14 protein-coding genes are annotated in these 17,036 nt (G+C 53.5%); 3 read left to right on the top strand and 11 right to left on the bottom strand.

The genetic code is table 11. The annotated features are described in order from the left end of the window. Positions 1 to 23 precede the first annotated feature (23 nt). The 4 genes from ACFVTB_RS11035 to hemE all read right to left on the bottom strand — a co-directional run bounded on the left by ACFVTB_RS11035 (position 24) and on the right by hemE (position 4,956). Positions 24 to 1,301, bottom strand: coding sequence for a CapA family protein (locus ACFVTB_RS11035; protein ID WP_387748414.1), 1,278 nt, complete (start codon positions 1,299 to 1,301; stop codon positions 24 to 26). Positions 1,302 to 1,432: 131 nt separating this feature from the next. Continuing rightward, on the bottom strand, positions 1,433 to 2,905 hold the full coding sequence (hemG, locus tag ACFVTB_RS11030) for a protoporphyrinogen oxidase (RefSeq protein WP_387748412.1): 1,473 nt from the start codon (positions 2,903 to 2,905) through the stop codon (positions 1,433 to 1,435). A 25-nt stretch (positions 2,906 to 2,930) separates the two neighbouring features. Beyond that, positions 2,931 to 3,893 (bottom strand): ferrochelatase, encoded by a 963-nt coding sequence (gene hemH, locus ACFVTB_RS11025; protein ID WP_387748410.1) that lies wholly within the window; start codon positions 3,891 to 3,893, stop codon positions 2,931 to 2,933. After that, a complete protein-coding gene (gene hemE, locus ACFVTB_RS11020; RefSeq protein WP_387748408.1) occupies positions 3,886 to 4,956 on the bottom strand; it encodes a uroporphyrinogen decarboxylase in 1,071 nt (356 codons plus the stop codon). The genes hemH and hemE overlap by 8 nt, the downstream gene beginning before the upstream one ends. A 173-nt stretch (positions 4,957 to 5,129) precedes the next feature. Here hemE and ACFVTB_RS11015 point away from each other — a divergent pair, with 173 nt between their 5' ends. Beyond that, positions 5,130 to 6,344 (top strand): MFS transporter, encoded by a 1,215-nt coding sequence (locus ACFVTB_RS11015; RefSeq protein ID WP_387748406.1) that lies wholly within the window; start codon positions 5,130 to 5,132, stop codon positions 6,342 to 6,344. A 751-nt stretch (positions 6,345 to 7,095) separates the two neighbouring features. Here ACFVTB_RS11015 and ACFVTB_RS11010 read toward each other — a convergent pair. Beyond that, a complete protein-coding gene (locus ACFVTB_RS11010; RefSeq protein ID WP_387748404.1) occupies positions 7,096 to 7,734 on the bottom strand; it encodes an O-methyltransferase in 639 nt (212 codons plus the stop codon). Positions 7,735 to 7,857: 123 nt separating this feature from the next. Here ACFVTB_RS11010 and ACFVTB_RS11005 point away from each other — a divergent pair, with 123 nt between their 5' ends. Together ACFVTB_RS11005 and ACFVTB_RS11000 are read left to right on the top strand one after the other, a co-directional pair. Beyond that, positions 7,858 to 8,994: a THUMP domain-containing class I SAM-dependent RNA methyltransferase gene (locus tag ACFVTB_RS11005; RefSeq protein ID WP_387748402.1), complete on the top strand. Its 1,137-nt coding sequence runs from the start codon at positions 7,858 to 7,860 to the stop codon at positions 8,992 to 8,994. Between the two features lie 1,210 nt (positions 8,995 to 10,204). After that, positions 10,205 to 12,229 carry an LTA synthase family protein gene (locus ACFVTB_RS11000; protein ID WP_387748400.1) on the top strand — a complete coding sequence of 675 codons (2,025 nt, stop codon included), beginning with the start codon at positions 10,205 to 10,207 and terminating at the stop codon, positions 12,227 to 12,229. Between the two features lie 100 nt (positions 12,230 to 12,329). On the opposite strand, the gene ACFVTB_RS10995 is transcribed toward ACFVTB_RS11000, so the two are convergent. From ACFVTB_RS10995 to murI, 6 genes are all read right to left on the bottom strand, one after another. After that, a complete protein-coding gene (locus ACFVTB_RS10995) occupies positions 12,330 to 13,730 on the bottom strand; it encodes a PDZ domain-containing protein (RefSeq protein WP_387748398.1) in 1,401 nt (466 codons plus the stop codon). 241 nt (positions 13,731 to 13,971) lie between these two features. Then, complete coding sequence (locus ACFVTB_RS10990; protein ID WP_387748396.1) at positions 13,972 to 14,193, bottom strand: YuzB family protein; 222 nt, start codon at positions 14,191 to 14,193, stop codon at positions 13,972 to 13,974. A 55-nt stretch (positions 14,194 to 14,248) separates the two neighbouring features. Next, positions 14,249 to 14,551 carry an iron-sulfur cluster assembly accessory protein gene (locus ACFVTB_RS10985; RefSeq protein ID WP_387748394.1) on the bottom strand — a complete coding sequence of 101 codons (303 nt, stop codon included), beginning with the start codon at positions 14,549 to 14,551 and terminating at the stop codon, positions 14,249 to 14,251. A gap of 42 nt (positions 14,552 to 14,593) precedes the next feature. Further along, positions 14,594 to 14,839: a hypothetical protein gene (locus ACFVTB_RS10980; RefSeq protein WP_387748591.1), complete on the bottom strand. Its 246-nt coding sequence runs from the start codon at positions 14,837 to 14,839 to the stop codon at positions 14,594 to 14,596. Between the two features lie 113 nt (positions 14,840 to 14,952). Continuing rightward, positions 14,953 to 15,855: a M14 family metallopeptidase gene (locus ACFVTB_RS10975; protein ID WP_387748392.1), complete on the bottom strand. Its 903-nt coding sequence runs from the start codon at positions 15,853 to 15,855 to the stop codon at positions 14,953 to 14,955. A 252-nt stretch (positions 15,856 to 16,107) separates the two neighbouring features. Continuing rightward, positions 16,108 to 16,914 (bottom strand): glutamate racemase, encoded by an 807-nt coding sequence (gene murI, locus ACFVTB_RS10970; RefSeq protein WP_387748390.1) that lies wholly within the window; start codon positions 16,912 to 16,914, stop codon positions 16,108 to 16,110. Positions 16,915 to 17,036 lie beyond the last annotated feature (122 nt).

Below are 17,036 nucleotides of genomic sequence, written 5' to 3'. Positions count from 1 at the left end.
GGCTGCTCCCTTCCCGGTATCCGTTACTTTACAGGGGAAAGCTTGCCGTCACTTCCCAGCTTCACGCCGAACGAAAGCTGCGTAAGCTGCTTCAACAGCTCCGCTCCTTTATCCGCCGCCATCGGCTTTGGCTGCGCCATATCCGCATACATCGGATGGAATTGCAGCTCGCAATCTCCCTTTGGCGTACAAACCGCGTCCAATACGCCGGTATCCCCCGATCTCCCTTTCGGATACACGCTAAAAATAAAGTTTCCTAAACTGTATGCAATCCATTTGCCTTTATACGTCTCAAAGCCTTGCAGCACGTGGGGGTGGCTGCCGATAACGAGATCGGCCCCGGCGTCGATGTATGCGCGAGCGTCATCACGCTGATATTTTTCAGGCTTATCCGCTTTTTCGACGCCCCAATGCACCATAACAGCAACGATATCGGCCCGCTCCTTCGCATCTTTGATCGCAGCTATCGCTCTCGTCACATCATACGTTTCTGCTACGCCCGGATTGTTTTTATCCGCCTTCCAGGACACTTTCGGCACGACTCGGCTTAGTCCGATATAGGCGATCTTCACCCCGCGAACCTCGCGGATAACGGGTTTGTACGCTTCTTTGTCGTTGTTGCCTGCTCCCATATGGGCGATTCCAGCCTCGTCCAAATGCCCCATCGTATCGAGCAAACCTTCCACGCCTTGGTCGAGCGTGTGATTGTTCGCCAAGCTAAGCACGTCGAAGCCGGCGTTTTTCAACGCTGGAAGCGCTTCTGGAGTCCCTTTGAACACGAACGTTTTATCTTCCGCCGGCACTCCGCGGTGCGTGACCGGATACTCCAAGTTGCCCGCCATAACGTCAGGTTCGCTCAAATAAAGCTTCGATTCCGCGTAAGGAAAATCGTAGCCGTTCTTTTGCAGCAATTCACCAACCGAAGCGCCGAGTAATATATCCCCGACGAAGGATAGACGAACCTTCTCGCTATCGTCGTAGCCGCCGTCCGTTGTCCCTTTGCCTGTAGAACCGGTTGAACCGCCGTCGTCAGTCGCTCCTTCCGAGCCTTCCGCCGGATTGCCGGTTTGATTGCCTTCTGGAGCCTCTTCATCCCCATTGCCAGCGGACGGATTTCCATCATCCTTCGAGACATCGTCGCCGGGTTCACCGCCCTGCTGCGCTGACTGGGATGGCTTACCGCCGCCATCTTGTCCAAGCGGCAAATCTTCATTCCCTTTGTCCAATATAAAGAACCACACTGCCAATAAAATAATAATTGCACCCAGCATAGACAAATTCAGTGTCAGAAGACGCCTCATTCTTCTTTTGCGCCTTTTTCTATCTTGCTGCCGAGATTCGGAACGGGATACGTACATGGATTCGGCTCCTTTATGAAAGAAAGTCTTTTCCATTATAGCAAGGTTCCCATCAATATGCTAAAATTTCATCTCTATTCTTGTGGAACGGACGGAGCGGCCAGCGCCGCTAGCGCCGTCTCTTTTCCTTGCCGGATACAATCGGGCAGACCGACACCGCCGAAAGCCGCTCCCGTCACCCACACGCCAGGCAGTTCGCTGGCCAGACGACTGCGAAGCCGCTGGATGTTGTCCAGATGACCGACCGGATATTGCGGCATGGAGCGAGGCAGCCTCGTAATTTCGGTAAAAAGCGGTTCTGCTTCGATACCCATCGTCTTGCGGATATCTTCCAATACCGCCCGCTTCAGCTCATCGTCCGGCAAATACGCCGCCGATTCGTCACCCGCGCGGCCGACGTAGCAGCGCAGCAGCACTTTATTTTCCGGACTCGTATGCAGCCATTTAGTCGACGTCCACGTGCAGGCCGTGATCCGCAACCCCTCAGACCGCGGTACGAGAAAACCAGAGCCGTCAAACGTCACGCCAAACTTGTCTTTATCGAAAGCCATCACAACGTTCGCGACAGAAACGTAATCAATCGTCTCTAATTCAGAAGCGTCGACAAGCGGTGCAATCAGCTTTGCGGCTTGGAAAGCCTGCGTCGTCACGACTACGTGGTCGGCGAGCAGCAATTCGCCCGAATCCAGCTCTACTGTATACTGCGCTTCGCTTCCGTCACTTTCGTTTTTGACTATCGCCGACACTGATGAGCCGAGTATACGTTCCGCCTTCTCTAAGGCGCTGTCCAAAGCGCGGACAAGCGTCGACAAGCCGCCCTTGAAGCTGAGAAACACACTCTCGCGAATGTCCTGCGGCATGTCTGCCAACAGCTCGGACTGAGGCTGCTTCGCCTTCTCCCGCTGCTGGATTTGAGTGCCGCGAATAAGGCTGCCGTGCTCCCGCTCCGCATCGGCGAATTGAGGAAACGTCGCCTGAATGCTCAGCTTATTCAAATCGCCGGCGTAAATGCCCGCCAGCAGCGGCTCGGAAATATCCTTCATAATTTCGGAACCAAGACGCCGCGATAAAAAGCCGCCGAGCGATTCGTCGCCCTCCGGCGCGTCGCTTGGCAGCTCTAAATCTTCAAGCGCTCTGCGCTTGCCCTCTTCAGATACAAGCCCGCTCGCAAGGAAAGCGTCGAGATCGGTCGGAATGCCGAGTACAAGTCCCTTCGGCATGGGATGGAGTTGCCCGCCTTTTAATATATAAGCCTGCTTGCCGCTTTTGTTCTGGGCGGTCAGTTCGTCCTCGATACCAAGCTCTTTCGCCAACTCAAGAATCGGCAGCTTCCGGGTCAGGAACGAATCCGGTCCCCTTTCAATGACAAAGCCGTCCCGCTGCAGCGTATTGATTTTTCCGCCAAGGGCAGGCGCGCCGTCCACAATAGTTAACTGAATCGCCCGTCCTTGCCGCTCCGCTTCCCGCTGCAAATAAAAAGCGGAGCTCAGTCCGCTGAGGCCTCCGCCAATAATGACTATTCGCTCCACAGCACTGTTTCTCCGCATTGAAATCCATCTCCTCTAGACTATCTTATCGTGACGCGACAGCCGGTGAAGCTTCAATTACCGACTCCGCGAGCGTCTCCATATACAGCGGATCGCGATTCAGCATTGCAATCCGTTCGAAAGATACGCCAAGCTTGGCGGCCTCCGCCTTCGCCTCGATATCCAGGTCGTACAGCACCTCGAGATGATCGGAGACGAAACCTACCGGTGCCGCGAGCATCGCTTGCACGCCTTCCTTCGCCAACTGCTCCATCGTTTCCAAAATGTCCGGACCGAGCCAAGGATCTCTTGTCCGTCCAGCGCTTTGCCAAGTGAACTGCCAATCGCTGTCAGCAAGTCCTGCCGCTTTCGCAACTGCTGCAGAAGTTTCCAACAGCTGCTGCTCGTAAGGGTCGCCAAGCTCGCGGATTTTCTCCGGCAAGCTATGCGCGCTGAACAGCACTTTATATGGACGCGCGCCGCTAGAAGTCGCATCCAAACGCTTCAGTCCGTCCGTTACGCGCTCCGTAATCGCTTGAAGCAGCTTCGGATGCAAATGATACTGGTGCACGAAAGTCATTGAGACGCCGCTTTTCTCCGCTTGCTCCTGCGCACGTTTAATATAAGAACCGACGCTCATCGTCGAATAATGAGGCGCGAGCACGATGCCGACTGCTTCTTTAATGCCGTCTGCAGCCATCTTCTCGACTCCGTCCTCGATATAAGGGCTTGCATGCTTCAGCCCTTGATAGCAGGCATAACGGCCTGGAGCAAGCTGCTCCAGCTTGTCTTGCAAGCCGGCCGTTTGGCTGTCCGTATTCTCCCGCAACGGAAAGACGCCGCCGACAATCGCTTCGTAACGGCTCTTCAGCTCTTCAAGCTGCTCCGCCGTTGGAGGATGGCCCCGGCGAATATGCGTGTAATAGGATTCGACGTCGTCCAGGCTTTGCGGCGTCCCGTAGGACATGACCAGCACGCCGATTTTCCCTTCGTTCAATCGGTCAGACATGGGTTTGCTCCTTTCCGTTTTGCGAAGCGATCCGCTTCTCCGAGTACGAATGAATAAATGCCGTCAGCTCCGTCAGCTTCTCAAGCGAAGCTTCCGGGAACAGGCCATGGCCAAGGTTGAATACGAAGCCCGGTTGCTCGAGACCTTGGTCAATAATTTCCGCCGCATACGATTCGATGACACTCATCGGCGCCGTCAGCACCGTCGGGTCAAGGTTGCCCTGCACCGCGTAAGCGCCGTTCAAACGTCTGCGTCCTTCGGCGATCGGAACACGCCAATCGAGACCAATCACATCGGCCTTCACATTTCCAAGCTCAGGCAGCAGTTCGCCCGAGCTGACGCCTGGGAAATATATTTTAGGCTGCCGTAAATCGGACAGCTCGTCAAAAATCCGTTCAATGGTTGGCAATACGAACCGGCGGAAATCGGCCGGCGACAACGCGCCTACCCAGCTGTCGAACAACTGGAACGCCTTTCCTCCGGATGCCATATGGGCACGCAAATAAGCGATGACCATGTCACCCAGCTTCTCCATCAGCGCATGCCAAACTTTCGGCTCGCTGTACATCAGCTCTTTCGTCCGCAAATAGTTTTTGGAAGGCCGTCCTTCGATCAGATAACTGGCGATCGTAAACGGTGCTCCAGCAAACGTAATGAGCGGCACGTCCAGCTCGCGATCCAAAATACGAATCGTCTCCAGCACATGGCTAAGATCGCCCTCGACGTCGATCGGCTTAAGCTTTCCCACGTCCGCTGCGGATCGGATCGGGTTGGCGATCACTGGTCCGATATTCGCTACGATATCGAAATCAATGCCGATCGATGCGACCGGATTCATGATATCCGAATATAAAATGGCCGCGTCAACACCCAGCTTGCGAACCGGCATCATCGTCACTTCCGCCGCCAGCTCGGGTATTTTGCAAATCTCGAGCAACGAATACTTCTCTTTAATTTTACGATACTCTGGATCATAACGCCCGGCTTGGCGCATATACCATACCGGCACGCGATCTACTGTTTCTTTCCGGCAAGCCCGAATGAAACGGTCGTTATAGCTCATCTGCCGTTCCTCTTTTCCTGATAGTTTGTCCTTATTTTCCATTATGCCCTTTTTCAATTGCCCTAACAACCTTAAGCCGTTCTGTTCCTATGACAATAGTATGACAATCCGTCCCGGCCGCGCAGCGAAGGCCTGAAACCGAGGATATTGAAATTTGTGATATACTAGCGTACATGGAACAGTGGAAAAAAAATCTCATCGTCTTATGGTTTGGGCAGTTTCTCGTCAACGCCGGCATGACGATGATCGTGCCCTTTCTCTCGCTTTACTTGCAATTCGACCTCGGCCTTAGTGATCAGCATGAGATCGGCATCTGGGCAGGCTTTATTTTCGCCGGCAATTTCGTTACATCTTTTATTTTTCAGCCCATTTGGGGCAAGCTGTCCGACCGTTACGGAAGGAAAATGATGCTGCTCCGTTCCGGCTTCGGCATGGCCGCTGTCATGACGCTGATGGGCTTCGCAACAAGCCCTTGGCAGCTGCTTTTGCTGCGTATGCTGAACGGCACCATATCGGGCTTCAATCCGGCGTCCGTCGCCCTCGTGTCGGCAACGACGCCGAAGGAACGGACAGGCTTTGCAATGGGAACGCTGCAATCGGGCGGCATCGCCGGTACGATTCTTGGACCTTTTATCGGCGGCTTGCTTGCAGACGCGGTCGGCTTCCGTCCTATTTTTTACATAACGGGCACGCTGCTTTTCGCCGCTTCTTTGCTGGCTATGTTCGTCGTAAAAGAATCGTTTGACCGATCCAAAGCGGCGGCTTTGCCGAACGAAACGGTTATCGAGGGGCTGCGCAAGCTGAGCCGTATTCCGCAACTAACGGCTCTCTATACCGTGACGTTTCTGATTCAATTCGCGATGCTGAGCCCGATGACGCTAATGCCGCTCTACGTGCAAGAGCTGCACGGCTCGATGGCGAATCTCGCCTTGTTAGCCGGGTTCGTCGGCTCAGTGACCGGCTTATCCAACATGATGGCGTCTCCGCTGCTCGGCAAGCTGAGCGACCGGATCGGGTCGGAACGCATATTGGCCGTCTCTTTGATCGGCGCGGCGCTCAGCTTTGTTCCGCAGGCGTTGGCAGGCGCAGTCTGGCAGCTGCTGCTCGCCCGCTTCATGCTCGGCATTTTTCTCGGCGGCCTCGCGCCAAGCGTCAACGCGCTTATTCGCAAGTATACGCCGAGCGGCATGGAGTCGCGCGCATACAGCTTCAACAGCAGCGCGCTCGGCCTCGGAAATATGATCGGCCCGATTACAGGAGGTGCTTTATCCGGCTTTATCGGCATTAAAGGGCTGTTTCTAATGTCCGGGACGCTAATGCTGGCCAATTCCGTTTGGGTGATGAACTCCCTCGTCCGTCGAAACCGCAAGAGCGGTACTGAGCGCTAGGAGGATGGGAGTGACGGTGACGGGACCGGGGCGTAGGACGGAATAGTGCTGGACGTGCTATATGAAAAATCGGCTCATACTTAAAGTCAGTGCGTGACGGAAGTGGAGAAGAAGAAGCGAAGGGTCAGAGGGAGTCTGGAGAAACGATAATGGTCGCATTTAAAACCCGATTCCTACTGTGAACTTTAATTAAAAGAAAAGGAATCGGGCTTTAACAGCGATCGGAAGAACCCTCTGACCTGCAGCGTTCCCTCTTCATTGAAGTCAAGCACTGAGAAGTCAAGCTCTGATTTCGGTTTTGAGCCGAAAAATCATGTGCAATGAGTACTCTGCGCTCCATTCAGCGAATTGTACAATGTACTTCGACGATACCCTTTTTTATAACAAAAGGACCTCACTGCCTGCTTATGGGCGGAAACGAGGTCCTTTTGTTTACGAATATTTTAAGTACCGTTTACGGGATGAGCACCCCATATTACGACAAGCCATTACGTATATGGCTTGTCGTATACAGTACTAAGTTGTTTTTTCCGTGCAGTTGTTCATTCAATGCTGGACTTATCATCTTGCTTAACTTATCGTCACACGCAGAGCTTTGTCACTCGAAAGAATAGTTAGCCCATGCAGTATTCGTTACCGGGTACGTCGAAAGAATCGTTATCCCATACAGGATTCGCTACCGGGTACGAAACTCACGCATATAATTCGTCAGCTTGTGAGAGACTCATCACCTCGCGCCGATCTTGTCACTTCAATTCCCTTTAAGAATGGCGATCGCAAGACCGTCATAGCCTGGCAAAACAGTGCTCATGAGCCGCTCGTCACTCGCAATTCGCTCGTTGAAGCTGCGTACCGCCAATACTGACGGACCCGCCTTGTCCGGATTTGTTGTTCGTCCTCGCAGCAGCACATTGTCGCCAATGATGACAGCCCCCGGATTGCCTAATTCAATCGCGTAGTCCAGATACACAGGATATCCTTCCTTATCGGCGTCGATAAAGAAGAAGTCGAACTTCCTTCCCTCTTCCTTCAATTGCTCTAAGCTGGCACGCGCATCGCCGATCCGATATTCGACCGCGTCTCCGAGTCCAGCCTCCTCCATATGAGCCTTCGCCGTTTCCGCATACTCTTCTTTTAGCTCGAGAGAGGTTAAACGCCCGCCGCTTGCTAGTCCTCTTGCTAAGCAAATACCGCTGTACCCGCCGAGTGCGCCGATCTCCAGCACTTCGCGCGCGCCGCGGAGCGAGACGAGCATCGTCAGCAGTCTGCCGTAGCCGTCCGCGATCGAAATATCCGGCATTCCTTTAGCAGCAATCCCCTTCTTCGTTCTGATAAGATCGGCGTCCTCACTGTATAGACCGTCCGCATATTGTTCTTCTATCGTTGACATCTTTCAAATCTCTCCAATATTTCAGTTTGTAAATCAAGCTCGCTTTGTCCTATACTTGATTGTATGATTTTGACCGCGAGGAAACAACTGCGTTTTCGCATATAAGGAGAGAAGAAACACTTTATGACCACAATCAATCTGATCGCGACTGCACCGATGGGACTTGAAGCCGTCGTCGCCCGCGAGTTGAAAGAACTAGGCTATGACAATTTAAAAGTAGAGAACGGCCGCGTCCGTTTCCAAGGCAGTCCCATCGACATTTGCCGTACAAACCTGTGGCTTCGCACGGCTGGCCGTGTGCTCGTGGAAATGGCTGAGTTTCCGGCAAGGACGTTTGAGGAATTGTTCGAAGGCACGAAAGCGATCGACTGGCCGGAATGGATTCCAGAGGATGGCGAGTTTCCAGTCAACGGACGTTCGCAAAAATCGCAGCTGACGAGCGTCCCCGCCTGCCAATCGATCGTCAAGAAAGCGGTCGTTGAGAAAATGAAGGAGCGCTACGGCACCGAGTGGTTCCATGAGGACGGCGGCAAGTTCGTCATTGAAGTGTCCCTGATGAACGATCTGGCGCTCATTACGCTTGATACGACCGGAGCTGGTCTCCATCAACGCGGCTATCGCCGAGTATCGACGGAGGCGCCTCTGCGCGAGACAATGGCTGCCGCGCTCGTCCAGCTTAGCCGTTGGCGTCCGGAACGGCCGCTGTATGATCCATTCTGCGGTTCGGGCACCATCCTGATCGAAGCAGCGATGATCGCATGGAATATCGCGCCGGGTCTCCGCCGCAGCTTCAACAGCGAAGGCTGGCCGCTCGTGTCGAACGAGCTTTGGGAAGAAGCGCGCAACGAAGCTTTCGATGCGGTAAAAGATGACGTGCCGCTGCAAATTGCCGGTTCCGACATCGATCCGTACGCGATCGAGATCGCCGAAGCGGCCGTGCGCAAAGCGGGCTTCAGCAAAGAAATTAAACTAAGCGTGCTGCCGGTCGCGAAGATGAAGCCTCAAGGCGAATATGGCGTCATTATTACCAACCCGCCTTACGGAGAGCGGCTAGGTGACGACAACGAAGCGGAGCTGGCCATTCGCCAACTGGGACTGTCATCGCTTCACTTGCCAACCTGGTCCTTCTTCGCAATAACGCCGACGAAGTCGATCGAGCATTACTTCACCCGCGCAGCCGATAAAAAACGCAAACTGTTCAACGGCCGCATCCAAACCGATTTCTACCAATTTTTCGGCCCATTGCCTCCACGCAAATAAACAGGAATGCGCTGAAAAGTTGAACTTCCGCTAAAAACGCCCCGCCCGCAACCACCGGTTGACGGACATGGCGTTTTTTTTTGCGCTCACTACTCTTGCAGAAGGTATGAGAGAGGAAAAAGGTAGATAGACTGATGCTATCGGCGTGAAACTGCAGAGGGCTCCGGCTTATGAACTGACCCCGGTGCGGTTTTCGGAGCTGTAAGACGGTTTGCCGCCTTACAGCTCGACTTGGGCTCGTTTCTTGGCTCTGTAAGACGGTTTTCCGTCTTACAGCTCGACTTGGGCTCGTTTTTTGGCTCTGTAAGGCGGTTTTCCAGCTTACAGCTCAACTTGGGCTCGTTTTTTGGCTCTGTAAGACGGTTTTCCGCCTTACAGCTCGACTTGGACCCGGTTTTCGCCTCTGTAAGACGGTTTTCGGCTTACGGCTCAACTTGGGCTCGTTTTTCGGCTCTGTGAAACGGTTTTCCGCCTTACAGCTCGTCTTGGGCACGTTTTTTGGCTCTGTAAGACGGTTTTCCGTCTTACAGCTCGACTTGGGCTCGTTTTTTGGCTCTGTAAGACGGTTTTCCAGCTTACAGCTCGTCTTGGGCACGTTTCTTGGCTCTGTAAGACGGTTTCGAACCTAACGAGCCGGCTCGGACGCGCTTTTCGTCTCCGTAAGGCTCCTTTGAGCCTTACAGCTCGGCTCGAGCACGCTTTTCGCCTCTGTAAGGCGCTTTCGAGCCTTACGGGCCGACTCGGACGCGCTTTTCGCCTCTGTAAGGCGCTTTCGAGCCTTACAGACCGACTCGGACGCGCTTTTCGTCTCTGTAAGGCGCTTTCGAGCCTTACAGACCGACTCGGACGCACTTTTCGTCTCTGTAAGGCGCTTTCGAGCCTTACAGACCGACTTGGACGCGCTTTCCGACTCTGTAAGGCGCTTTCGAGCCTTACAGACCGACTCGGACGCGCTTTTCGTCTCTGTAAGGCTCTTTCGAGCCTTACAGCTCGACTCGGACGCACCTTTCTGCCTCTGTAAGGCGCTTTCGAGCCTTACAGAGGCTCGACTCAGACCCGCTTTCTCCCTCTGTAAGGCGCTTTCCGGGCAGTTTGACAGCACTTAAAGCGTTTGCACGATACGTTCACAAGGTTTATAGTGTAGAGATGTTTGGATTGGCAAGGCAATGGCAAGGCAAGCTCTTAGAACGAAAGGAATGGAATTAAGAAGATGGAATGGGGAACTGTCCGGCAAAATCCGCTGCGGCGCGTCATGCGGACGACGCTTGAGTGGCTGGAGCGTTTGAAAGCGGTGGATTTGCTTTTATTTTGGATCGTCATCATGCTAAAAATCTTATGGTTTGATCAATTGCTCGATATCCCGAATATGCGAATGGATGATTACGACAAATACGTGGCCGCCGGGACGCTCGGGATTGTCTCCTTCTGGACGATTTGGCTTCCAACCCGCGGGCGCATTGTAGCGCTTGCTATAGTAAATGTTCTGCTTTCTTTCCTGATGTACGCCGATATCATCTACTATCGTTACTTTCAAGATTTGATTTCGGTTCCGGTGCTGATGCAGGCCAGTCAGGTCGATTCGCTCGGCGAAAGCATCGGAACGCTGCTTGAAGCGGCTGATTTCTGGCTGTTGGCCGACTGGATTATCGTGATCCCATTTGCGGTATACACCATCTGGCGAGGAGGCGCCGATTTGCGCGACACGTTCGGGGCAGATCGCCGTAAAGCAGGCTGGCGTCAATGGGCTGTTCGCGTCGCCCTTGGCGTCGCAATCGGTGTAATGGGTACGAATATGGCCATCGGCCATATTTCCGAGGCGAGGCGGACTTGGGCCATCGGCTTGTTCGAAAATAATTGGTGGAGTCTCTCGCTGTACAATGTGACGGGAGTCGTCGGGTTCCACGGCTATGACGTGTACAGATACGCTAAGCAGCACTGGCTGGGCACGGAGCAGGTATCAGCGGAAGCCGCTGATGAGATACGGCAATGGACCGAGGAAAGAGCCGACGGCAGGCATCATCTGGAACAGGCTTCATCTTTCGGTGCGTACAAGGGCAGCAATGTACTGCTTGTCCAAGTCGAGGCGCTGCAAAATTTCATGATCGATCGCTCAATCGGCGGCGAGGAAATTACTCCGAACTTAAATAGGCTTGTGAAGGAGAGCGCCTATTTCGACCAGTTTTATCATCAAACGTCGCAAGGCCGAACGTCTGACGCCGATTTCCTGGCCAACTGTTCGCTTCAACCGCTCGCAAGCGGATCGGTATTCATCCAGTATGCGAGCCACACGTTCAACTGCTTGCCGCAGACGCTGAGCGACAACGGTTATGAGACGACGGTTCATCATGCGTATGACGGAGGTTTTTGGAACCGGAATACGATGTACCCTAGCATGGGCTACGACCATTTTTACAGCAAAAAACACTTCGAGCTGGATGAGCCGATCGGCTGGTCGCTCGGCGACCGCTCGTTCTTTCGCCAGTCGATGGACAGGATTGATGGCCAGCAGCAGCCGTTTTACGCTTTTATGATTACGCTCTCGACGCATCACCCTTTCACAATGCCGGAATCTGAGCGCAAGCTTGCAGTTGGCGAACTGGAAGGGACTATGATGGGCGATTACCTGCAATCTGTTCATTACGCGGATGCTGCGCTTGGCGAATTGGTTGAATCGCTCAAACAAAAGGGCTTGTGGGACAAGACGATCTTCGCCTTGTACGGCGACCATGACAATTCGATCAAAGACTGGGAGCTGTTCGAACGGTTTCTGGAGCAGCCGCTGAACGATTTAGAACGCCAGATGATATTGAAGCAGGTTCCTTTCATCGTTCACCTTCCCGACGGAGCCTATGCAGGAACGCAAACGCAAGTCGGCGGTCAGCTGGACGTAACGCCTACGCTGCTTCATTTGCTCGGCATCTCTACCGCCGACCAAACGCTGCTCGGAACTCCGCTACTCACTGCAAACAAATCCGGCAACGATGGTAAGCTGATCGTTCAGCGCAACGGGGCCTTCACCGACGGGAAGCTTTACTTCCTTCCGTCCTCCGACGGCATTGCGGCTAATGGAGCGTGCTGGAGCGTATCGGACAACGAGATAATCGACACTGCCAAATGCCTTCCTTATGTTGAGGCCGCTGCGGAGGAACTGGCGAAATCGGATCAAATCGTAAACAATGATCTCATCCCGCAATTTATTGAAAGCCGCTCGATTCCTGCAAGCACATTTGAATAGGCCGACCATAAACAGGGCTGACCCAGCAAACTTCAAACGCTGCACTCCCGACAATTAAAAGCCTCCCGATTCGCCGCATTGACCAATACGGCTGAACTAACTATTCGATCTGCTTCGAATGCCGCTTCAACCAGTCCAGCACATCGTCGATCGATTGGACGGGAACAATGTTCAGCTTAGGAGCCGCCGCTCGTGCTTCGTCCGACGCCTCGGCCGGCACGAAAAATACATCAGCGTCGGTTCGCGACACCGCATACGCTTTTTGCGGAATACCGCCGACCATGCCGACCGAGCCGTCAGGCTCTATCGTACCCGTTCCTGCTACGTTCACGCCGTTCGTCACCCCGCCCGGCGTCAGTTGGTCGATCAGCGCCAGCGTGAGCATCGCGCCGTGCGACGGACCACCGATATGCGCAATATAATGCTTGAAGTGGACGCCGCGCGGTTTATCGGCATGAAGCTCATCCTGTACCGAGACGCCGAACACTGCCCTTCCCGGCTTGCCGTCATCCGTCTGCGCTTCGCCCGTCGGAACGCGGACGGCCGTCTCGCTGCCGTTCCGGCGCAAGCCCACATTTACGGTATCGCCGGGTTTTACCTTCTCCGTCATGTACGAGACCATTTCCATAACACTTCGAATGACGGAGCCGTTCAAGCTGACGATAACGTCACCCGCCTGCAGCGATTTGGACGAAGGGCCTTCTTTCACAACAGCCGCAACAAGAACACCTTCACTCGAGACGCCTTTGCCGATTCCTGCCTTTTGCATCGCAATAGCCGAAGCGATATCGTCTGCCCCCGTCTTCATGGCTACAACCTGCGTATACGCTTCTGTCAGCGGCGGTTCATTCTTGCTTTTTCGCTCGAACACGTACTCTGGAAACAACTTGCCATATAAAAAATCAGAAAGAAAGGCCGGCCTTTCAAATACAAGCACACCGCTGACGCTGCCGCCCTGACCCCCTCCTTCAGCATGTGCATAATGATTCATGGCGATCGTCATCGCCGGATACGTCACGCGATACGGTACAGGGTAAAGAAGAGCGGCGAATAAGACGGCGGATGAACCGAGCCAGATCAGACCGCGCTTAGGCCAGCCAAGACGCTTTCCACGGCTGCGGCCGGCGAGGACCGCTTCGCTGAACAGCCCATCGATCAATGCCAGCAGCAAAGCAGCTGCGACGGCAGCCAAGTTAACGAGCAGCCTTTCGGGATCGCTCAGCACAAGCAGAATGGCCGTTGCGGCCACTAATGCAGTTAACGCGCGTATGCCAATCAACACTCGACCCGTCTTGTGGACTGGCCGAATAAGAACGGCCGCCGCTCCGATCAGAACAAGCAGCGGCAGCACCGCTACTCCGTAGAGCATGTCGTCGATCAATTCAATCCACAATCGCCCGGAAGGAGTGCGGAATGGAGCGGGAAGCCAAATGAGTTGTACAAATACAATGCAAACAAACAGAAACGAAAACGCGGCCGCATACATTCGGCGATTCATCATGTTATCCGCCCGTTCTTTTATAAAATTTTCGGTTCATAACCGAAATCAGCGCTTATGTAGCTGCTTCATCCAAAAAAGCGACGACTTGATTCAGTTTATGCAAATCATTGGGAGCTATTTTGAAAGTCGTTCCCGGCTCACCCGTGCCACCGTAAATAAAGGGATGCTGCCTGGCTATTAAAAAAAGACTCAACATCGCTGTTGAGTCTCTTGGTCCTGCAATCGGCCGCGCGGCCTTCCGCTATTTCAAATACTGACGCGCTTTTTCAATCGCTTCGTCCTCGTTCGCCGCCTTGATATAGCGGCCATTAATAAAAATGAATGCATAGCGGGCGCATGGCCCGCAATAAGATTTGCAGCCGACGCGTATTTCCGCGTCGGGCGCCATTTGCTGCAGCTTCGGCAAGATCGATTTGACCTTGACATGCTTGCATTTCTCGCATACACGTATATCGTTTGCCATCTTTATCTTCCTATCTGCAATCAAGTTCGTTCAGCCGCCGGCTAGCAGGCAGCGATCAATGCTCGCCGTGATTTCCTTTGGAAGGATTCGTTACGGCAAAGCCCTCTTCCGGCACATAGAAATAATCGATGCGGACGCCGTCCAAAAAGTCGTTGTCCTTTTCCAAAATAACATCGATATCCTTGTCTGTGGAAACGACTACATCCTTCTCTGTAGGCTCGTCAATTCCAAGACCATAGTGGGCATGGTCGCCGTGCGCATGCGTCACGTAAACGCGCAGTTTTTTACCTTCGTTTTCCGGCTTGTCCAGCTCAAGCTTTAATATTTTTGCAGCATTACGCGAAATTTTGCAATTCATAGTATCCGCTCCTTCTTATCATTCGAACAAGATGCCTCGGCATCATCGTATTTTATTATACTTCTTCTCCATTCTCCGGGCAAACCATTCCGCAGCTATCATCGTCACGGCGATGTCATCGAATGGCAACAGCGGCATCACATCGGGCAATACCCAATAGAGTGCCACCGGAACGAGAAAAAGCAACTTGTCGAAGATGGAGACTTCTTTCGAACGGAGCAGAGCGAAAATGCGGACGAACGTATTGCGCCAATGACGCAGCGAAAAAATTTTACGCACCGGGCACATCACCTCGCTGCCATTATAGCATAGACGTGCCCGATGTTCATATTGAGGTAATTCGCGTGCGACCGCCGCCATCGTGCTGCGTCCTGACGCGCGGCGCCTTCGGCTTTGCCGCCTTACCGATGAAGCACAAGCAATTCCGTCAGCAGCGGCTGCAGCGACCGATATATATCATCAAAATGGTCGACTGGCAGCGGATTGCTGCCCATGCCAGCTTCAATCGTGAAGGCAGGCTTCCGATATTGCTGAATGAACCAGTCTTTATAGCCGGCGTCGCTGCCCGTCAGCTTAACGGGCTTGTAGCCGCTTGCCTTCCCCAGCCGCTCTGCCAGCTCTAATGCGTTGTCCGGCTCATAATCGCGATAATTCCAATAAATCTCTTCTCCTTGCGTATGAAGCGCTGCCGCCGTATCAAATTGCAGCAGTGATGTAAAATTGGCGATAGCCTGCGCTTCCGGTTCACTCAAAGGGTACGGCCCCGGATAATCGCGAGGCGCCGGACCGGCCGTTCCCCTCCTCTCGCGCTCCTCCTCCCAATGCGCCGGAAACTGATCGTTCAGGTCGACGCCGCGAGCGTTCGCCTTCCATTGATCGAATTGGTCCGAGCCCCCGTTCCAGTCCAACAGCTGCCTGTAATGCGGATGAGTCTGCTGCAAGCCGTACAACGCCAAATCGACGCCGTCTGGATTGACCATCGGCACGATCCACAGCGACGTTTCCTCGTAAAGCCGACAAGCGCGCTGGCCATTTAAATCGTTATCCTCTACGCAAGCGCTGGACCAATCCTCTAAATAGCGCATGAGCAACGCTGATGTAATCCATTCGTTCGCGTGAAAGGCGCCATTCAAATGAACGCGTCGAGGCCCTCTGCCGCAACGCAAGGCGACAATTGGCCGTCCCATGACAGATTGTCCAATTGCATACGCCTCCACAAAAGACCGCTTGCCAATCAATCGAATGCAATCCCCAATCATAGCCCGATACCCATAGCTGGCGAGACCAATGTTTTTTTCGCTCAAATTTCCACCTCACCTCATCTCGATATATCCGCTCCTTTATGCCTATTCAGAATGGCCGGAGTCCATGCAACGGATGAATGGAGGTAAGTGGGGACGATCGCCTAATGTTCTTATTGTGTTTATTGTGTTGTCTGGCATCTTCAACGAAGCCTTGAAGCTTGCCTTTTGCCGGGCGAATGTCGAAAAGAAGAACAAATAAAGGATGCCCGCTTATCCAGCCGATTGGCCGAGATAACGGGCATCCTATCGCAATTAACAAATTTGTGGAACCCGCCATACGATCGGCCTCAGCTCCATATGCTCGCCCAGCCATTGACGGGCGATCGTTTGAAACAGATCCGGGTTGCCGCTGCAAAAAAACTGATGAACAGGCATACGGACATCCGAGAGCATGCCCGATTGACGTAAAATGCTTGTTGCTTCCCTCGTCGTTTCTTCCGCCGAGCTAATCAGACTGATGCCAGTGCCCATCACCTCGGAAATCGTTTCGGATAAAAACGGATAATGCGTGCAGCCAAGTATCAGACTGTCGATGGGATACATCCGCAAATGGCCGATCGATTGACGGATCGTTTTGTACGCCTCATGCGATCGGAAGTCGCCGCGTTCGACAAGCGGGACGAACTGAGGACACGCTTCACTGATGACGCGAACGTCGGGGGACAGCTCCAGCAACGCCGTCTCGTATGCGCCGCTTCGAATGGTGCCTTCCGTGCCGATTACGCCTACGCAGCCGCTGACCGTCCGGCCGACTGCCGCCCTTGCTCCCGGTTTGATAACACCGACTACCGGCACTTGAACGAGCCGGCGAATATCGTCAAGGGCAAAGGCAGTACTCGTATTACATGCGATAATGATCATTTTCGGATGAAATTGGGTTAAATAATCGACGATTTCACGGGTGAATCGGGCTACTTCCTCCGGCGGCCGAGATCCGTACGGGGCTCTTGCCGTATCACCGAAATAGACAATGGCTTCTCCGGGCAGCTGGCGCATCATCTCTTTAACGACCGTTAAACCACCGACGCCCGAGTCGAGTACCGCAATCGGTTGCTGCACAAACACACCGCTTTCTATATGACGATATTGGCAGTTGCTGCGACCTGTATAGACACCAATATCATATGATATGCGCCTTGCAAACGTACCTAAATCCGCATAAAGAAGCAGCCAAGTCGCTT

The organism is Paenibacillus sp. NPDC058071, assembly GCF_042885235.1.
Lineage (GTDB): Bacteria > Bacillota > Bacilli > Paenibacillales > Paenibacillaceae > Pristimantibacillus.
Note: the sequence above shows the minus strand (reverse complement) of the source record. Positions and strands in the feature narration are given on the sequence as shown.